A 17,512-nucleotide genomic window follows, 5' to 3' on the forward strand; every position below is an offset into this window, starting at 1 on the left:
ATGCCCTTGCGGGCGGAACATGCATGGTACTGATTCTCTTGGGTAATTTCCAGTTTTTGCGTGAATTTATCAAAGCCGAGTGTGTAATGCAGGGTGATTCTTATGGCTTAAAGCTTGCTATAGCTGGCTTTGCGGGGTGCTGGGCTGGCAAAATTTTTTTGCCTAAAAAAAAGGCAAAAGGGTGCCGCAGCACCCTTTTTTGTCACCTTGCGGCCAGCTTAGTGGCTATGCGCCGGGCTGGCTGGCGGGGTCAGTTTTACCCCGGTAGCCGGTTTGGCCGGCTTGCTGTCGGCCGCTGGAATCTCGTCCCAGCGGGTTTCACCGCGCACGCATTTTTGTACCACTTTAAACCAGGCAGTTTCGCCAGCCTGCGCAGGCAGGGTGCCGCGGAAGACGAACTCGTCATAGAAATCGTCGGGTAGGTTGCCGCCACGCCATTCGATTTCGCTTACGTCCTCACGCACGGTGGTGCCATGGTTATCGAAAGGCACCACGGCTTTTTTGACGGTAGCCAGCTGCCAGCCTGCTTTGGGCATGGGTTTGGCCAGGCGGAAACCTGCCGGCAGCAGCACGCGCACGCTGGTGGTGGGGCTGCCATCGCAGCCATGCGGTACGCGCAGTACGGCTTTGTAGCCGCTGCCGGCAACCGCCTGCTGGGTTTCCAGTGATACATGGGCCAGGGCGGGCAGGGTGGCCAGCGCCAGAAGCGGGGCGAGCAGGAAAGCTTTCATGGGATGCATGCCATCAGTCGGGGATATGGCGTGGCAGTGTAGCCACGCACCCCGTGGCTGCCCATGTGGCAAATTGTCGCAGTGCGCGCCGTGCTATTCGCGGTGGTAAGGGTGGTTATTCAGGATGGAATACGCCCGATACAGCTGCTCGGCCAGCAGCACACGCACCATGCCGTGTGGCAGGGTCATGGCAGACAGCTGCAGCATGATGTCGGCGCGGGCTTTCAGTGGCTGCGACAGGCCGTCGGCCCCGCCGATAACGATGCAGATGTCGTCGCCGCCGGCCATCCAGTCTTTCATGGCGCCAGCCAGCTGTACCGATGTCCAGTTTTTGCCGCGCTCGTCCAGGATGACCAGCTTGCTGCGCGGCGGTATGGCCGCCACGATGCGCTCGTGCTCGGCGGCAATGCCTTTTTCGGCGGTCACGCCGCCGCCGCGTTTTTCCGGCTTGATTTCTTTGAGCTCGAACTGGATGTCGCGGCCAAAGCGTTTGGCGTAGTCGCCAAAGGCGTCGTCTACCCAGCGCGGCATCTTGCTGCCGACGGCTAGCAGGGTGATTTTCATGGGTGCGTCCCCAAAAAGGTTGGCCGCAGCGCCTTGCGGGGCTGCGGCCAACGGTTTACTGCACGGGCCTAGCTTAGACGGCAGCGTTCCACGGGCGGCCGCCTACCGGCACGAAGGATGGCTTTTCGCCGCCCCACAGTGCTTCGATATCGTAGTAGTCGCGTACCGCTGGCAGCATCACGTGGATCACCACGTCGCCGGCGTCTACCAGGACCCATTCGCCGCTTTCGTGGCCTTCGGTACCCACCAGGTCGATGCCTTTTTCTTTCAGGGTCACGGCGACGTTATTGGCCAGGGCTTTGACCTGACGATTGGAGTCGCCGGTGCACACGATCAGGCGTGCAAACAGCGAGGTCAGCTGGGTGGTGTCCAGCTCGACGATATCTTTACCTTTTACGTCTTCCAGGGCTTCTACAGCCAGCTTGGCGATGTCTTGAACTTGCATGGTATTCCTTGAGTAGTGTGTCGGGGACGTAATGTCACGTCAGCGTCCGGTGCCAACAGAGGTCCCGTAAAGAGCAAACGGCCGCGGGACGGCGGCACGTGCAATTCATAGCCTGCCACCGTCTACCGGTATAGCTGGTGCTGGCGGATATAGGCCAGTACCGGCTTGGCAATCAGCCCGCTGCAGTCGCTGCCACTGGCGAGACGGGCTCGCAGTTCGGTGGCAGAGAGGGGGACGGGTGGCAAGGTCAGGGCGCGGATTGTACCGGAAGGCGCGCTGTTTGAAAAATCAGATACTTGCGCGGCCTGCCACAGGCTGGCGATATCGGGGTGCAGGCGGCCAGGGTCAAAGCCCGGGCGGGCGGCTACGGCCAGGCTGGCGAGCTGCAGCAGTTCGCGCCAGCGGTGCCAGGTGTGCAGTTTTTCCAGCGAATCGCCGCCTACCAGAAACCACAGCGTGCACGCGGCGGGCAGCTCGGCGCGGATTTCTTCCAGTGTTTCAATGGTATAGGCGTGGCGGGCGCGCTGTACTTCGCGGCCGTCGGCCAGCCAGCCGGGCCGGCCGGCAATGGCCAGCTGCACCATGGCCAGGCGCTGGGCGGCGCTGGCGGCGGGGCCTTGCTGGCGGTGGTAGGGCTGGCCGGCGGGGATCAGGTGCAGGCGCGTGAGCGCGCATTGCTGCCAGAACGCGTCGGCCATGCGCAGGTGCGCCGCGTGGATGGGGTCGAAGGTGCCGCCAAACACGCCCACGCAGCACGGCGGGTGCTCAGTTGGCGTAGCCATCCACGATCAGGTCGAGCTGGCCGGTGGCAGGGTGAATCACCAGGCCGTGTACCGGGATGTCTTTGGGCATCAGCGGGTGGTTGCGGATGGTGTGCACGGTGTGGCGCACGCTGTCGTGCACATTGTCAAAACCCTTCAGCCAGGCGTCCAGGTCGATGCCGGCGCCGCGCAGGGTGGTGATGGTGTCGGCGCTGACGCCGCGCTCCTGGGCATTGGCCAGAATGCGGGCGGGGTCGATGGCGCGCATGCCGCAGTCGTGGTGGGCTACTACGCAGATTTCTTCAGCACGCAGCTCGTATACCGCTACCAGCAGGCTGCGCATCACCGAACCCCACTGGTGGGTAACCAGCGCGCCAGCGTTTTTGATCAGTTTGGCGTCGCCGTTTTTCAGGCCCATGGCCTTGGGCAGCAGCTCTACCAGGCGCGCGTCCATGCAGGCCAGTACGGCCAGGTTTTTATCGGGGAATTTGTCGGTTTCGAATTGTTCGTACTCGCGCGCTTCAACGAAGGCACGGTTGTGCTCCAGCAGGCTATTCAGCAGTCCCATCGGGGTCTCCAGTGTGACAGCCACCGGGGCAGGCGCGGGGCGGGCGACGCCGGGTGGCTGGCTTGGTTCGCGCCACGGCCAGCAGGTGGGTGGCCGTGTTGCAGCACGTGGCAGGCCGCGGATGGCGGCTGCCGCTACGGGATGTTGGTATGTTTGCTCTATATATGGCGGGCGTCATGCTACCACGAGGTGGCACTTCATGCTGCCAGCGCCTTGCGCAGGCATAGCTGGCGCTTGGCCACCTGGTAGCCCTGGCGCTGGTAGAAACGGTGTGCTTCGGTGCGATGTTCCTGGCTGCGCACGGTGACCTGTGCCACGCCTTGCTGGCGCGCCCAGGTTTCGGCGGCGGTGAGCAGCAGGGCGCCGATGCCGTGGCCGCGCACCCGCTCGGCCACCACCAGGCCGCCGATTTCCAGCGCCGGGTCCGATTCCAGCAGCGGGCGGATGTAGCCGTGTATCCAGCCGCACAGGCCGCTGGCGTTTTCGGCGACCAGCAGCAGATGGGTGGCCGGCTGGGACAGCAGTGCGGCCAACCTGGGGGCCAGCTGTTCGGTGCTGGCGGGGTAGCCCAGCTCGCTGCAGAGCGGGGCAAGGGCGGCGACATCGTCGGGGCGGGCGGGGCGCAGGTTTACCATTTGGCGTAGTGGTCTTCGGTAACGCCTACCAGCTGGTTTACCGCATAGGCGCGGCCGCTGTCGGGGTGGATGAGGGTGCCTGTAAAGGTGCCGATGGGCTGGATATAGCGGCTGGCGGCAATGAACAGGTCTTTGTTTTCGCCACGTGCGCCCTCGGGGTAGAACTGCAGGTCTACCGCACCATCATCGGTATGGATGTGCCAGGGGGCCAGCGGGTTGGCCGCATCGTAGCGGAAGTGGGCAGGGCCGGCGGCCAGCAGCTCGCCATCCAGCCAGATGGCGTTTTCTGCATCGCCCATATAGCCGGCTTGCAGGTTGAAGCCTAGCGCGGGGCTGTGCGCGCTGGCCCAGCGCCAGCTGGTTTCGCGCGCCAGCAGGCCGTTGGAGGCATCCAGGCTGGCGATGGCGCCATCCAGAGACAAGCGCTCGCCAGCGCACTCGGCAAAACCGCTTACCGCCAGGGCACTGCTTTTATGGGTGGCGTGCGCCTGCCAGTTGGCCGGGGCGATCACGGCCAGGGTTTGCTCTGGCATGGGCAGGGCAATATGTGCGGCCAACTTCAGCGCCGCGGTATTGATGGTGAGCTCGATGCGGTTGTCTGCCCGGCGAAAGGCGATGCGCTGTTTGCCGCGCCGGAAGGTGGCGTCGCCAAAGACGCGGTTTTCGATTTGCGTGGCCAGCAGGGGCAGGCCATCTGCGCTAAAGCTGGCCAGCAGGGTACGCTGGCGGCGGTCAAACACGTAGGCAAAGGCACTGCTGATCCAGCCCACATCCACCACGGCCACGCCGATAAAGTAATGCTCGTGGGCCAGCGCCGCGTATTGCCAGCGCTTGTGGTGCAGCGGGCGCAGCAGTTGCCTGATGGCCGGCATGCGCAGGGCTTGCCAGGAAAGCTGGGCCACCACGCCCTGATAAGTACCAAAAGCGGGTATGCCGCGTTCGTGTACCAGGCGCGCCGGTGCCGGGGGGAGTGAGCTGGTTGCCATCAGGCCGGGGCGGACTGCCGCCCATGTGTAAAAAGACACTCGAGTCTAGCGCACATTGCCCCTGCTGCGCACGATGCCGGCATGTTGGCCGCCAAAGCTTGCACGTTGGCCGCAATAGCTAGCGCTGGCAGGCTCGGCGTGTTGCCGCCTTGCGACACCGGGCCTGACCGCATGCGCAGGTGCCCGGTAGCGTACGGTGAAAGCCAGGTGCGGGGCTTTGCCATAATTTGTTACATTGTGCCTGGTGCTACCGGTGTGCGTAGGCGGCCGGGAGTAAACAGGTGGGCAGCAAGATGGTGTTGGCAAGGTACCTGTTTTACACTATCAATAAATACATAATATTTGTGCTCTGCCAAAGTATGCAAAACACACTATAGGGGGTCACCACATGGATTTGACTGTGTTGCACGATAACGCAAACCGTGCCGCCAGCCTGCTGAAAAGCCTGGCCAATCAGGACCGGTTGCTGTTGTTGTGCCAACTGGTTGCCGGCGAGCGCACGGTTTCCGAGCTGGAAAAGCTCACCGGCATCCGCCAGCCTACCTTGTCGCAGCAGCTGGGCGTGCTGCGCAACGAGTCGCTGGTGAGCACACGGCGCGAAGGCAAATGGATCTATTACCGCGTGGCCAGCCAGGAAGCCATGGCGATTCTGGAAACACTCTACGGCCTGTATTGCGGCGCCCAGCAGGAAGCTGCTGTCAGCGAGCGGCCCTCCAGTGCCGCGTAGCAGCGCATGAGCCTATGCCTGCATGTGTACGCTACGCCAGCCCGTTCCGGGCTGGCGTTTTGCCGTGGCAGGGCATGCAGCAACGGATTGCGCGTGCAACTTATCACTCAGGCGCTCTATCATAGCTGCATGACTTTGCGCCCCCGTCTTGTCGCCCTGGCGACCTCGCTGGCCCTGATCTGGCCCGCTGCCCCCACTACCGCCCATGACCTGCCCAACCTGGGTACGGTGGCCGAATCCGCCTTGCCCCAAGCCGAGGAAAACCGCATCGGCCGCGATATCCTGCGTAGCCTGCGCGACGATGGCGACGTGATAGACGATGCCGAAGTGGGCGACTACCTGGCCGACCTGGGGGGCAGCCTGGCTGCCACCGCACAGGCACCTTTGCTTAGCTTCAGCTTCTTTACCGTGAACGACCGCAGCATCAATGCCTTTGCCCTGCCCGGCGGCGTCATCGGCGTGCATAGCGGCTTGTTGATGGTGGCGCAAAGTGAAGGCGAGGTGGCCTCGGTGCTGGCGCATGAAATCGCCCACGTTACCCAGCGCCATCTGGCGCGCATGCAGGAAAACAAAGGCAAGAACCAGCTGTGGCTGCTGGCCGCGGTGCTGGCAGGTGCGTTGGCCGCGTCGCGTAGCGGCAATAGCGATGCCACCTTTGGCGCACTGAACGCCGGGGTTGGCCTGTCCATCAGCCAGCAGCTGGCCTACAGCCGCGATTTCGAACGCGAAGCCGACCGCCTGGGCATGCAGTACCTGGCGGCAGCCGGTTTCGACCCGCGCGCCATGCCGGCGTTTTTCGAGCGCCTGCAACAAGAGCAGCGCCATAACGATAACAATGCACTGGGTTTTTTACGTACGCACCCGCTCACCGGCGAGCGCATCAGCGAAGGCCAGAGCCGCGCGCAAAGCTACCCGGTAAAAATGCGCGCCAACAGTGCCGATTTTGTCCTGATGCGTGAAAAGCTGCGTATCGTCACTCTGGGGGCGCAGGACGCGCTGGCCTATTACCAGACGGCACTGGCCAGCGGCCGCTATCTAAACCGGGGCGCCATGCTGTACGGCCAGGCCCGCGCCCTGTTGGCACTGGGGCAAACCGTAGCAGCCCAGGCATTGTTGCCTGCGGTACGCCAGCAGCTGGGCAGCCACCCGTCGGTACTGCTGCTGGAGGGCGATATCCAGCGTGCTGCGGCCAACCTGCCTGCTGCCATCCAGACCTACCACCAGGCCTTGCAAACCTGGCCGGCCCGCCGTGCCCTGCGCCTGGCCGAAATCGACACCCTGCTGCAGGCCGGCCGTGGCAGCGATGCCCGACAGGCTATTGATGCTGCGCTGCTGCGCTACGGCGACGATGCCCAGCTGTGGCGGCTGTCGGCCCGTAGCTACGGCGAGGCCGACGCCTTGCGCTACCATGCCGCGCTGGGCAATGCGTTCTTTTTCGAACAAAAGTTCGATTCCGCACGTGTGCAGTACCAGCTAGCCAGCCAGGCGCGTGGTGACGACTTCTATCTGCGCTCCTCTATCGAGGCCCGGCTGCGGGAGCTCGATATCCTGTTGAAACCCGCCCGCTGAGCACGCGAGACGGCGGTATTTCCCCTGCCATTTTTCCGCGCGATGCACTGTACCGGGCAAAAGCCCGCCAGCTGCGCCCGGCGTAGTGTTATGACAACATGACGCTGGCACACGGCAATCGCAAAAATACAACATGATGCGGCGCAATATCCCTGATTTTAAAGCTGGTTTTGAGTGAAAACCCCAATAGCCTATTCCGCCCGACAACAGGCAGGATTTACACTCTGCACCGTGTAAGAAAGTTTTCGTTTCCGCAAATTTTATTTGCGAAAATGTTCGCTTATAATCCGTGTTGAACCGAAGCGGCCCACACCCGGGCCGGAAACCACATGCAGGGCGTCGCAATAAGACGCCCCTAACAATAATGTGAGGATGTGAGATGGCAGCAATCTACCCTGACGATATCGACCCGATTGAAACCCATGAGTGGACCGATGCGCTGGAGTCCGTACTGGACAGCGATGGCGCTGAACGCGCCCATTTCCTGCTGGAAAAAATGGTTGAGCGCACCCGTCGTCGCGGCGCCCACCTGCCATTCGAAGCCACCACGGCTTATCAGAACACCATCCCGGTAGGCAAAGAGCAAAAGTCGCCGGGCAACCACGAGATGGAGCACCGCATCCGCTCGATCAACCGCTGGAACGCCATGGCCCTGGTGCTGCGTGCCGGCAAGAAAGACCTGGAGCTGGGTGGCCACATTGCCTCCTTCCAGTCGTCTGCCACCCTGTACGACGTAGGCTTCAACCACTTCTGGCGCGCCCACAACGACGAGCAAGAAGGCGATCTGGTGTACTTCCAGGGCCATATTTCCCCAGGCGTGTACGCCCGTGCCTACCTGGAAGGCCGCCTGAGCGAAGAACAGCTGGACAGCTTCCGTCAGGAAGTGGACGGCGGTGGCCTGTCGTCCTACCCGCACCCGTGGCTGATGGAAGACTTCTGGCAGTTCCCGACCGTATCCATGGGCCTGGGCCCGTTGATGGCCATCTACCAGGCACGCTTCCTGAAGTACCTGGAAAGCCGCGGCCTGGCCAAGACCCCTGGTCGTAAAGTGTGGTGCTTCTGCGGCGACGGCGAGATGGATGAGCCGGAATCCCTGGGCGCGATTGCCCTGGCCGCACGCGAAGGCCTGGACAACCTGGTATTCGTGATCAACTGCAACCTGCAGCGTCTGGACGGCCCGGTACGCGGTAACGGCAAGATCATCCAGGAACTGGAAGGCGACTTCCGCGGTTCCGGCTGGAACGTGCTGAAAGTGATCTGGGGCTCGCGCTGGGACCCGCTGCTGGCCATGGACACCAAAGGCCTGCTGAAAAAACGCATGGACGAGTGCGTGGACGGCGACTACCAGACCTTCAAATCCAAAGACGGCGCCTACGTGCGCGAGCACTTCTTCGGTAAATACCCGGAGCTGCGCGAGATGGTTGCCAACATGTCGGACGAGGAGATCTTCAACCTCAACCGCGGCGGCCACGACCCGCACAAGGTGTACGCGGCGTACCACGAAGCTTCGTACAATGCCAACGGCCGCCCGACCGTGATCCTGGCCAAGACCATTAAAGGTTACGGCATGGGCTCCAGTGGCGAAGCGCAAAACGTGGCGCACCAGGCCAAGAAAATGGCCCTGGAAAACCTGCGCAAGTTCCGCGACCGCTTTGCCATCCCGGTGTCCGACGAAGACCTGGAAAAAGTACCGTACTACAAGCCGGCAGAAGACAGCCCGGAAATGCAGTACATGCGCGAACGCCGCGCCGCGCTGGGTGGCTACCTGCCAGCCCGCAAACCGGTGAAAACCCCGCTGGCCGTACCAGGCCTGCACGTGTTCGACAGCCAGTTCAGCGATTCTGGCGAGCGCGAGTTCTCCACCACCATGGCGTTTGTACGTCAGCTGGGTATCCTGCTGAAAGACAAGAACATCGGTAAACAGATCGTGCCGATCGTGCCGGACGAATCCCGCACCTTCGGTATGGAAGGCATGTTCCGCCAGTACGGCATCTGGTCTACCCAAGGCCAGAACTACGTACCGCAGGATGCCGACCAGCTGATGTTCTACAAGGAATCCAAAGATGGCCAGATGCTGCAAGAAGGCATCAACGAGCCAGGCGCGATGTCCTCGTGGATTGCGGCAGCGACCAGCTACGCCAACCACGGCATCCCGATGATTCCGTTCTACATCTACTACTCCATGTTCGGCTTCCAGCGCATTGGCGATCTGGCCTGGGCAGCGGGCGACATGCGCGCACGCGGCTTCATGCTGGGCGGCACCGCCGGCCGTACCACCCTGAACGGTGAAGGCCTGCAGCACGAAGACGGCCACAGCCACATCCAAGCTGGCCTGATTCCGAACTGCATCAGCTACGACCCGACCTTTGCCTACGAGCTGGCCGTGATCCTGCAAGATGGCCTGCGCCGCATGTATGTAGAACAGCAAGACGTGTTCTATTACATCACCCTGATGAACGAGAACTACACCCACCCGGCCATGCCGCAGGGCGCCGAAGACGGCATCCTGAAGGGTATGTACCTGTTCAAGGACGGTGGCGACGCCGAGGTGAAAGTACAGCTGATGGGCTCCGGCACCATCCTGCGCGAAGTCATCGCTGCGGCCGACCTGCTGCGCAACGACTTTGGCATTGCCTCCGATATCTGGAGCGTGACCTCGTTCAACGAGCTGCGTCGTGACGGTATGGAAACCGCCCGCCACAACTTGCTGAACCCGCTGGGCGAACAGCGCCTGTCCTACGTAGAGCAGCAGCTGGCCGGCCGCAGCGGCCCGGTGGTGGCGTCTACCGACTACATCCGCAACTACGCCGACCAGATCCGCGAGTACGTACCAGGCCGCTACGTGGTACTGGGTACCGATGGTTATGGCCGCTCCGACAGCCGCGCCAAGCTGCGCGAGTTCTTCGAAGTGAACCGTTACTACGTGGTGGTAGCCGCCCTGTCGGCGCTGGCACGCGAAGGCAAGATCGACGCAGCCCGCGTACAGGAAGCCATCACCAAGTACGGCATCAACGTGAACAAGCTGCCGAGCTGGAAGGTATAAGCCGCCTGCGGCCAACCTTGGGGCAGGGCGCGCCGTACGGCGCGCCCTGCACAAGCCGAATAGTGGCAGCCGGCGTTTACCCGCCCGCTGCCCCACGATGTGGATAAAGCCATGAGCAATCTGATCGAACTGAAAGTGCCCGACATTGGCGGGCACAGCAATGTAGACGTGATCGAAGTATTCATCCAGCCCGGCCAGACCGTTGCCGTAGACGACAGCCTGATCACGCTGGAAACCGACAAAGCCACCATGGAAGTACCGGCCGACACCGCCGGTGTGGTGAAAGAAGTGCGCGCTGTACTGGGCGGCAAGATTTCCGAAGGCGACGTGATCGCCATTATCGAAGTCGGCGCCAGCGCAGCGGCTCCGGCCCCGGCTGCTGCCGTCGCTGCCCCCGTGGCGGCCGCACCGGCACCGGTGGCAGCGCCTGCACCGGCACCCGCTGCTGCCCCGGCTGCTGCGGCCAACGTTGGCCGCAGCGAGATCCGCATTCCGGATATCGGCGGCCACAGCGGTGTGGACGTGATCGAGGTATCGGTCAAAGTGGGTGACGAGATCAAGGTGGACGATAGCCTGATCACCCTGGAAACCGACAAAGCCACCATGGAAGTGCCGGCGACCGCCGCTGGCCGCGTGGTAGAAGTGAAAGTAAAAGTAGGCGACAAGGCCAGCGAAGGCGACCTGATCGTGGTAGTAGAAGGCGCTGGCGCCGCTGCTGCACCGGCGGCTGCCGCCCCTGCGCCCGTGGCTGCCCCGGCACCTGCTGCCGCGCCAGCCGCCGTAGCCGCGCCTGCTGCTGCACCTGTGGTAGCCCCCGTAGCCGCTGCTGTGGCTGCTGCGTTCAACGAAGCCGGTTTTGCCAAGTCGCACGCCGGCCCGTCGGTACGCAAGCTGGCCCGCGAGCTGGGCGTGGACCTGTCCAAGGTGAAGGGCTCCGGCCGCAAAGGCCGTATCGTTGAAGACGACGTGAAGGGCTTCGTGAAAGCCGTGCTGCAAAACCCGGCTGCGCTGGCACCGGCTGCCGCCGCACCGGCGGGTAGCGGCGTGGGTCTGGACCTGCTGCCGTGGCCGAAAGTGGACTTTGCCAAGTTCGGCCCGATCGAAACCAAGCCGCTGTCGCGCATCCAGAAAATCTCTGGCGCCAACCTCAGCCGCAACTGGGTGATGATCCCGCACGTTACATTCAACGACGAATGCGACATCACCGAGCTGGAAGACTTCCGCAAGACCATCGGCAAAGAGTGGGAAAAATCCGGCCTGAAGATCAGCCCGCTGGCCTTCATCATCAAGGCCGCCGCCGAAGCGCTGAAGGCGTTCCCGGCGTTCAATAGCTCGCTGGACGGTGACAACCTGGTGCTCAAGCAGTACTACCACATCGGCTTTGCTGCCGACACGCCGAATGGCCTGGTGGTACCGGTGATCAAGAACGTGGACCAGAAGGGCATCAAGCAGATCGCCAAGGAACTCACCGAGCTGTCCGCGCTGGCGCGCGACGGCAAGCTGAAGCCTACCGACATGCAGGGCGCCACCTTCACCATCTCGTCTCTGGGCGGCATTGGCGGCAGCAGCTTCACCCCGATCGTGAATGCGCCGGAAGTGGCCATCCTGGGCGTGTGCAAATCGCAGATCAAGCCGGTATGGAACGGTAAAGAGTTCGCCCCGCGCCTGATGTGCCCGCTCTCGCTGTCCTTTGACCACCGCGTGATCGACGGCGCCGCTGCGGCCCGCTTCACCGTGTATCTGGGCAAGCTGCTGTCCGACGTACGTCGCCTGATCCTGTAATCATGCCTGGCGCAGGTTGGCCGCGGCCAGCCTGCCCGCCATTGCGGATGGAAAACCATGAGCAATCTGATTGAACTGAAAGTGCCGGACATCGGCGGCCACAGCAATGTGGACGTGATCGAAGTGTTCGTGAAAGTAGGCGACACCGTTGCCAAAGACGACAGCCTGATCACGCTGGAAACCGACAAAGCCACCATGGAAGTCCCGGCCGAACAAGCTGGTGTGGTGAAAGAAGTGCGTACCGCCGTGGGCGGCAAGATCTCCGAAGGTGACGTGATCGTCATCATCGAAGCCGCCGGTGCCGCTGCTGCGGCCAACCCTGCGCCAGCGGCCGCCCCGGCAGCTGCTGCCCCCGCCGCTGCCCCCGCAGCCGCGCCGGTAGCGGCCCCGGTGGCCGCCAGCCATGGCGGTGCTGCCGATATCGAGTGCGACGTACTGGTGCTGGGCGCCGGCCCTGGCGGCTACTCCGCTGCCTTCCGCTCTGCCGACCTGGGCCTGAAAGTGGTACTGGTCGAGCGCTACGCCACCCTGGGCGGCGTGTGCCTGAACGTGGGCTGCATCCCGTCCAAGGCGCTGCTGCACAACGCGGCGGTGATCGACGAGGTGAAACACCTGGCCGCCAACGGCATCAAGTTTGCCGCGCCGGAAATCGACATCGACATGCTGCGTGGCTACAAGGAAAAAGTCATCGGCAAACTCACCGGTGGCCTGGCCGGCATGGCCAAGGCACGCAAGGTGCAAGTGGTGCGCGGTGTCGGCCAGTTCCTGGACCCGTACCACCTGCAGGTGGAAACCACCGAAGGTAACGGCCAGGACAAGACCGGCGCCAAGCAGGTGATCAAGTTCAAGAACGCCATCATCGCCGCTGGTAGCCGCGTGGTGAACCTGCCGTTCATCCCGCAAGACCCGCGCATTGTGGATTCCACTGGCGCGCTGGAGCTGAAAACCGTGCCTGGCAAGATGCTGGTGATCGGTGGCGGCATCATCGGCTTGGAAATGGGCACCGTGTACTCCACGCTGGGCGCGCGCCTGGACGTGGTGGAAATGATGGACGGCCTGATGCAAGGCCCGGACCGTGACCTGGTGAAAGTATGGGAGAAGTACAACGCCCATCGCTTCGACAACATCATGACCGGCACCAAAACCGTCGCCGTAGACGCCCGTGAAGACGGCATCTACGTGACCTTTGAAGGCGCCAAAGCCCCTGCCGAGCCGCAGCGTTACGACCTGGTACTGGTTGCCGCCGGCCGCGCGCCGAACGGCAAGCTGATTGCTGCGGAAAACGCCGGTATCGCCGTGACCGACCGTGGCTTTATCGAAGTGGACAAGCAGCAGCGCACCAACGTGCCGCACATCTACGCCATCGGCGACATCGTTGGCCAGCCGATGCTGGCACACAAAGCGGTGCACGAGGCACACGTGGCAGCGGAAAACTGCGCTGGCCACAAAGCCTACTTCGACGCCCGCGTGATTCCGGGCGTGGCGTACACCGACCCGGAAGTAGCGTGGGTAGGCGTGACGGAAGAGAGCGCCAAGCGTGACGGCATCAAGATCGAAAAAGCGGTGTTCCCGTGGGCTGCTTCCGGCCGCGCCATCGCTAACGGTCGCGACGAAGGCTTCACCAAGCTGATTTTCGATGCCGAGACCCATCAGGTCATCGGCGGCGCCATCGTGGGTACCCACGCCGGCGACATGCTGGGCGAAATCTGCCTGGCGATCGAAATGGGCTGCGACGCCACCGACATCGGCAAGACCATCCATGCTCACCCGACCCTGGGCGAGAGCATCGGCATGGCCGCCGAAGTGGCGCACGGCAGCTGCACCGACCTGCCGCCGCAACGCAAGAAGTAAGCACCGCGCCTGCGGCCAACGTTGGCCGCACAGCCAGGTAGCAAGGGCAAGCCCACGGGCTTGCCCTTTTTGCATGTCGGCGGGCCGTACCGCTGCGGGTGTCGGTCAGGGCTGGCCGAGCACGCTATGGCGTGCCAGGCTGCGCCACAGCGCTGGCCATTGTTCTGCCCAGCAGCAGGTGTGATCAACGCCGGGCATCACCATGATGGCTTGCTGCCTGGCGGGCGACCGCTGGGCGAAGGCCCGGGCAATCTGTGCGGGCACAACCTCATCCTGCTGCCCCACCAGATGCCATTGCGGGGTGGCGTGCAGTGCGGCGGCGACGTCCCCCGGGTTCAGCGAGCCTTCCAGCGGGCTGATGCGGTGGTGCGCCACCCATTGTTGTGTTTCCAGGTTGCCGGCTACGGTGACCAAGGCGGCAATGTCGTGCCGTCGGCTAGCCACCAGCGTGGCGATAGCGCCGCCACCTGAGTAGCCCACCAGTATTAACCGTGTGGCACCGTAGCGTGTCTTGAGCTGGCTGATGGCCTGGTTGGTGGCCTCGACAGTGCTGTTGGCAAAGCGCGCGTGGGTCCAGTATGGCATCTGGCACAGCGGGTCTGGCCTGGCCTGGTATTGGCATGGCCGCGCCAGATAGGCTGCCTGGCCTTGTGGCTGGGCCAGTGCCAACTGCAGGGCTAGCGGGTTCAGCGGGGTAGGGTCGAAGGAAGGCTGTGTGGCAGAGAGCCAGGCCAAGCCGTCGCCTTCTATGTAGATGCTAAGCGTCTGATATGTTCTGGCGGGGGGCGGCCCGAAGCCTTGCAGGGTGAAGGTCGTGCTGGGCAGGGTGATGGCTTGCCAGCCTTTGGCCTTGGCCAGTTGCTGCGCGGTATCGGTGCGCATGGCCAGGTCCGGCAGGCTCTGGCAGGCTGCCAAGGCTGGCAGCAGCACGCAGGGCAAAAGGTGTTTCAGCGCAGAGCGAGCATTCATGAGCGGCAGGGTAAACGGCAACGGCCACAGCGCATAGGGCGGTGGCCGGTTTGCCAAGGCGTTTAGAAAGACCAGCGTGCTTTGAGCGATGCAGTCTGGTTCAGGAAGGCCTCGCGGTGTTCGGCATCATAGCGCAGGGTAATTTCTGTCCCCTGGCTGGTGACGTGGGTGATACCCAGCCCGGCACGAGCAGTCCACGGGTCCGGGTCCAGACCGTAGGTGGTAAAGGCCGCGCTACTGGCACCGGCAAAGGTGGCAGTAATGCTGGAGCGTTTGGCCATGGTGTTGTACCCCACGCCCAGGTTGGCCGCTACGCTGGTATGGTCATTAAGCTGATGGCTGAGTTTGCCATCCAGCCCCAGTACCAGCTCTTCACTGTCACGGCTGTCTACGTTCAGGTTCAGCAAGCCTGCGCCAGATTCCCGGTAGGCTTTATCCTTGATCCAGGTGTAATCCGCGCGCAGCGACGGGGTAAGGGTGGTTTTCGCGTTTAGCTGGTAAGCACGATCAATACTGGCGCCCAGGTGGCTGGTGTAGCTCTGGAAGCTGGATTCTGCCGTGGTACTGGTAAAGGCGATCCGGCGCTGGCCTTTATTGCTGTTCTGCCCCACATCTGCCTGGAAGTTCAGGTCGGTATTGGCAGACAGGTTATAGCTGCCGTAGGCAACCAGCTGGAACACCTCCACGTCGGCACTTTGCTTGGCGATCGACGAATTGCTGTCCACGCTGGCATTGGCATAGGCCGAGGCGATACCCAGGCGGAGCTTGTCGTTCAGGTTGCCATCCACACCAAATGCCAAACCTGTGGTGGTGGATTTAAAGCCCGACACACCTTGCTGGTCGTTCTGTTTGGCCCAGGAGCCAAACGGTTTTACCCAGACATATTTGTCACCAAAGAAGTGCTCGCCAGAGGACAAGCCGCGGCCGGAACCCAGGCGCGACTGGATGACACGGTTAATGCCGGCCAGGGCATTGCCGGTGGCTGCCATGGAGCCACCCGTCAGCAGGGGCAGTACTTGCGAAGCCGCGTCGGAGACTGCTTTGTCACCAGACAGATTGGCATTGGTAAAGATGGCTAGCAGGTTGGCGTTGGCATCGATCACGGCGGCCGCACCAAACGCCGGGTTGTTGTTGGTGTTGTTGCTGGCTACCAGCACGCGCAAACCACTGCCCCCGCCGCCGCTGGCGATTTCACCCTGCTGCGCCAGGTAGGCAATCAGGTTTTTCACAAAATCGCTAATGCCCGGGTAGCTGTTGCTATCCAGAAAGCCGGTTTGCAGGAAGTTCACATCCAGCACCGAAATCACAGTACCGGTAGGCGCGTTGGCCAGGGTACCTACCCCCCAGGCAACGGCTGCGCAGTCGGTTGTGATACAGGTGCCGGTACCGGCGGAGGGAAAGAGGGCGCTAGCGGGGAACGTCACGCTAGCAGTCTGATTATTGATGCGAAAAGCCTGGTTTACCGTGGTGGCGCCCGAGCCGTACTGGGTAGGGTTACCGAGTGTGCCGCCCCCCAGGCTGGCGATGAACTCCACAATAGCGGCGTTACGTGTCGCACCAAAACCCGGGTTCTCGCCCATAAGAAATAATGTGCCGCCACCATTCAGGTAACTGGCATAAGCGGTTTGCTGTGCTGTTGTGATTGGTGCATTGGCGCCTAGGTCCCACACCTGGCCGTACGAAGACAGGCCGCTGGGTGTGTAAGAGGCTGCATTGCTACTGATGTTTATCGTTGTCGGCGTATTTCCCTGCGAAGTCTGCACGGAGGCCAAACCGACGGCTTCGTCACCATCCACTTGATAGTCATAAATGAGCACATTGGCGGCCATAGCAGACAAAGGGAGGGCCAGAGAGCAGGCGAGAGCGATGGTTTTGAGTTTCATGCAGGTTCTCCAGGAGTGGCTCGTGTGTTGTTTTGTATTTCAGCCTAGAAAACGAATCTGCATATTTCAATATAATGTATAAAAATTAATATTTTTTTTAAACAATTATTGGTTTTCCACGCAATGACACGCCTCGTGTGGGGGCGCTGCGCCATGATCGGCCTGCCGCTGCGGTGACAGGCCATCTGGCCGTTGCTGCTGTTTATTGTGGTGCTGTTGGCGGTGTGCCTGAAAACTGGCGGACGGTCGTGGCGCTGGTCGGCGTTTCCGCTGCCAGACAGGGCCGCGTCAGCCGGTTGCTCATATGGCTGACCGGCGCTTGTACCTGCGGTGGCAGCTGGCGGCCAACCCTTTGTGCGGCAGCGTGCTGCCACGTACTACGCCTACTTAGCGCCAGGCTTTTACCCAGTGCGGGACGTTGGCCGCATTCATCGCGCCAGCCTGGCACCGTGCTGTCACGCCGTGCAGAAACAGGATAAGCGTCAGGATGCGGCGGACATGGAAGCGCTACACCAATGTGGTTTCCGTCTGGGTGTCAACGTTGGCAGCGCGTGTCGTTGGCAGCAGCTCGGCGGGGTAGTCGGCAAACAGGCGCTGGCGCAGCTCGCTACGGCTGCCCAGGTGGCAGCCCAGGCGCCAGTCTTCCAGTAGTTGCAGGGCCAGTTCGAACAGCGGGTAATCCAGCCGGTACAGCAGGCCGGGCTGAAAGCTGCCGCCGTCTTGCAGGGCGGCGAGTAACTGGCGCAGGATGTCCCGTTGCTCGGCAGGCAGCGGGTCGGGCAGGGCTGGGTGAGGTAGATGACGCATGAGGGTTGACTCCTTTATGCAGCGAAAAGGCTTTCTCCTGTCATGCTAGGTGGGGTACCGGTAAACCTGTAGCCCGAACCGCCGCCAGTTTGCACTGCATCAAACACCGCTGCGATTACCTGGCCGGGCTGTGGCTTTCCTTGCACGGATAAAAAAACGCCGCACGGCGGCCAACCGTGCGGCGTTTGCTC

At 62.4% G+C, this 17,512-nt stretch carries 15 protein-coding genes; 5 read left to right on the forward strand and 10 right to left on the reverse strand.

Annotated features, from left to right (window positions below; genetic code table 11):
- Positions 1 to 218: 218 nt before the first annotated feature.
- From FLQ44_RS14765 to FLQ44_RS14795, 7 genes are all read right to left on the reverse strand, one after another.
- Positions 219 to 731 carry a YcnI family copper-binding membrane protein gene (locus FLQ44_RS14765; protein WP_147695014.1) on the reverse strand — a complete coding sequence of 171 codons (513 nt, stop codon included), beginning with the start codon at positions 729 to 731 and terminating at the stop codon, positions 219 to 221.
- 93 nt (positions 732 to 824) lie between these two features.
- Positions 825 to 1,295, reverse strand: coding sequence for a 23S rRNA (pseudouridine(1915)-N(3))-methyltransferase RlmH (gene rlmH / locus FLQ44_RS14770; protein WP_147688240.1), 471 nt, complete (start codon positions 1,293 to 1,295; stop codon positions 825 to 827).
- A 73-nt stretch (positions 1,296 to 1,368) separates the two neighbouring features.
- Positions 1,369 to 1,740, reverse strand: coding sequence for a ribosome silencing factor (rsfS, locus tag FLQ44_RS14775; protein WP_017507585.1), 372 nt, complete (start codon positions 1,738 to 1,740; stop codon positions 1,369 to 1,371).
- A gap of 122 nt (positions 1,741 to 1,862) precedes the next feature.
- Positions 1,863 to 2,522 carry a nicotinate-nucleotide adenylyltransferase gene (gene nadD, locus FLQ44_RS14780; protein ID WP_147695015.1) on the reverse strand — a complete coding sequence of 220 codons (660 nt, stop codon included), beginning with the start codon at positions 2,520 to 2,522 and terminating at the stop codon, positions 1,863 to 1,865.
- Entirely contained in the window at positions 2,506 to 3,069 is a 564-nt protein-coding gene (locus FLQ44_RS14785) for a beta-class carbonic anhydrase (RefSeq protein ID WP_147688237.1), read from the reverse strand. Before FLQ44_RS14785 ends, nadD begins: the two co-directional genes overlap by 17 nt.
- A gap of 197 nt (positions 3,070 to 3,266) precedes the next feature.
- A complete protein-coding gene (locus FLQ44_RS14790) occupies positions 3,267 to 3,704 on the reverse strand; it encodes a GNAT family N-acetyltransferase (RefSeq protein WP_147695016.1) in 438 nt (145 codons plus the stop codon).
- Positions 3,698 to 4,690 (reverse strand): DUF2804 domain-containing protein, encoded by a 993-nt coding sequence (locus FLQ44_RS14795; RefSeq protein WP_147695017.1) that lies wholly within the window; start codon positions 4,688 to 4,690, stop codon positions 3,698 to 3,700. The genes FLQ44_RS14790 and FLQ44_RS14795 overlap by 7 nt, the downstream gene beginning before the upstream one ends.
- Before the next feature lie 388 nt (positions 4,691 to 5,078).
- On the opposite strand from FLQ44_RS14795, the gene FLQ44_RS14800 reads away from it, so the two are divergent.
- The 5 genes from FLQ44_RS14800 to lpdA all read left to right on the forward strand — a co-directional run bounded on the left by FLQ44_RS14800 (position 5,079) and on the right by lpdA (position 13,662).
- Complete coding sequence (locus FLQ44_RS14800) at positions 5,079 to 5,417, forward strand: ArsR/SmtB family transcription factor (RefSeq protein WP_147695018.1); 339 nt, start codon at positions 5,079 to 5,081, stop codon at positions 5,415 to 5,417.
- Positions 5,418 to 5,546: 129 nt separating this feature from the next.
- Entirely contained in the window at positions 5,547 to 6,986 is a 1,440-nt protein-coding gene (locus FLQ44_RS14805; RefSeq protein WP_147695019.1) for a M48 family metalloprotease, read from the forward strand.
- 379 nt (positions 6,987 to 7,365) lie between these two features.
- Positions 7,366 to 10,029 carry a pyruvate dehydrogenase (acetyl-transferring), homodimeric type gene (aceE, locus tag FLQ44_RS14810; protein WP_147695020.1) on the forward strand — a complete coding sequence of 888 codons (2,664 nt, stop codon included), beginning with the start codon at positions 7,366 to 7,368 and terminating at the stop codon, positions 10,027 to 10,029.
- A 111-nt stretch (positions 10,030 to 10,140) separates the two neighbouring features.
- A complete protein-coding gene (aceF, locus tag FLQ44_RS14815) occupies positions 10,141 to 11,811 on the forward strand; it encodes a dihydrolipoyllysine-residue acetyltransferase (protein WP_147695021.1) in 1,671 nt (556 codons plus the stop codon).
- A 57-nt stretch (positions 11,812 to 11,868) separates the two neighbouring features.
- Positions 11,869 to 13,662 carry a dihydrolipoyl dehydrogenase gene (lpdA, locus tag FLQ44_RS14820; protein ID WP_147695022.1) on the forward strand — a complete coding sequence of 598 codons (1,794 nt, stop codon included), beginning with the start codon at positions 11,869 to 11,871 and terminating at the stop codon, positions 13,660 to 13,662.
- Between the two features lie 105 nt (positions 13,663 to 13,767).
- On the opposite strand, the gene FLQ44_RS14825 is transcribed toward lpdA, so the two are convergent.
- From FLQ44_RS14825 to FLQ44_RS14835, 3 genes are all read right to left on the reverse strand, one after another.
- A complete protein-coding gene (locus FLQ44_RS14825) occupies positions 13,768 to 14,631 on the reverse strand; it encodes an alpha/beta hydrolase family protein (RefSeq protein WP_206208907.1) in 864 nt (287 codons plus the stop codon).
- Positions 14,632 to 14,693: 62 nt separating this feature from the next.
- Positions 14,694 to 16,211, reverse strand: a complete 1,518-nt coding sequence (locus FLQ44_RS14830; protein WP_170252988.1) for an autotransporter outer membrane beta-barrel domain-containing protein — start codon at positions 16,209 to 16,211, stop codon at positions 14,694 to 14,696.
- 810 nt (positions 16,212 to 17,021) lie between these two features.
- Positions 17,022 to 17,321: a hypothetical protein gene (locus tag FLQ44_RS14835; RefSeq protein WP_147695024.1), complete on the reverse strand. Its 300-nt coding sequence runs from the start codon at positions 17,319 to 17,321 to the stop codon at positions 17,022 to 17,024.
- Between the last annotated feature and the right edge of the window lie 191 nt (positions 17,322 to 17,512).

This window comes from Vogesella mureinivorans, from assembly GCF_007644035.1.
Taxonomy (GTDB): domain Bacteria; phylum Pseudomonadota; class Gammaproteobacteria; order Burkholderiales; family Chromobacteriaceae; genus Vogesella; species Vogesella mureinivorans.

What these genes read in the sequence shown, in the direction of transcription:
- aceE (WP_147695020.1), top strand. Translation starts at nt 7,366, where the DNA reads ATGGCAGCAATCTACCCTGACGATATCGACCCGATTGAAACCCATGAG.
- FLQ44_RS14790 (WP_147695016.1), bottom strand. Translation starts at nt 3,704, where the DNA reads ATGGTAAACCTGCGCCCCGCCCGCCCCGACGATGTCGCCGCCCTTGCC.
- lpdA (WP_147695022.1), top strand. Translation starts at nt 11,869, where the DNA reads ATGAGCAATCTGATTGAACTGAAAGTGCCGGACATCGGCGGCCACAGC.
- FLQ44_RS14830 (WP_170252988.1), bottom strand. Translation starts at nt 16,211, where the DNA reads ATGGGCGAGAACCCGGGTTTTGGTGCGACACGTAACGCCGCTATTGTG.
- rlmH (WP_147688240.1), bottom strand. Translation starts at nt 1,295, where the DNA reads ATGAAAATCACCCTGCTAGCCGTCGGCAGCAAGATGCCGCGCTGGGTA.
- rsfS (WP_017507585.1), bottom strand. Translation starts at nt 1,740, where the DNA reads ATGCAAGTTCAAGACATCGCCAAGCTGGCTGTAGAAGCCCTGGAAGAC.
- aceF (WP_147695021.1), top strand. Translation starts at nt 10,141, where the DNA reads ATGAGCAATCTGATCGAACTGAAAGTGCCCGACATTGGCGGGCACAGC.
- FLQ44_RS14800 (WP_147695018.1), top strand. Translation starts at nt 5,079, where the DNA reads ATGGATTTGACTGTGTTGCACGATAACGCAAACCGTGCCGCCAGCCTG.
- FLQ44_RS14805 (WP_147695019.1), top strand. Translation starts at nt 5,547, where the DNA reads ATGACTTTGCGCCCCCGTCTTGTCGCCCTGGCGACCTCGCTGGCCCTG.
- FLQ44_RS14765 (WP_147695014.1), bottom strand. Translation starts at nt 731, where the DNA reads ATGAAAGCTTTCCTGCTCGCCCCGCTTCTGGCGCTGGCCACCCTGCCC.
- FLQ44_RS14835 (WP_147695024.1), bottom strand. Translation starts at nt 17,321, where the DNA reads ATGCGTCATCTACCTCACCCAGCCCTGCCCGACCCGCTGCCTGCCGAG.
- FLQ44_RS14825 (WP_206208907.1), bottom strand. Translation starts at nt 14,631, where the DNA reads ATGAATGCTCGCTCTGCGCTGAAACACCTTTTGCCCTGCGTGCTGCTG.
- FLQ44_RS14785 (WP_147688237.1), bottom strand. Translation starts at nt 3,069, where the DNA reads ATGGGACTGCTGAATAGCCTGCTGGAGCACAACCGTGCCTTCGTTGAA.
- nadD (WP_147695015.1), bottom strand. Translation starts at nt 2,522, where the DNA reads ATGGCTACGCCAACTGAGCACCCGCCGTGCTGCGTGGGCGTGTTTGGC.
- FLQ44_RS14795 (WP_147695017.1), bottom strand. Translation starts at nt 4,690, where the DNA reads ATGGCAACCAGCTCACTCCCCCCGGCACCGGCGCGCCTGGTACACGAA.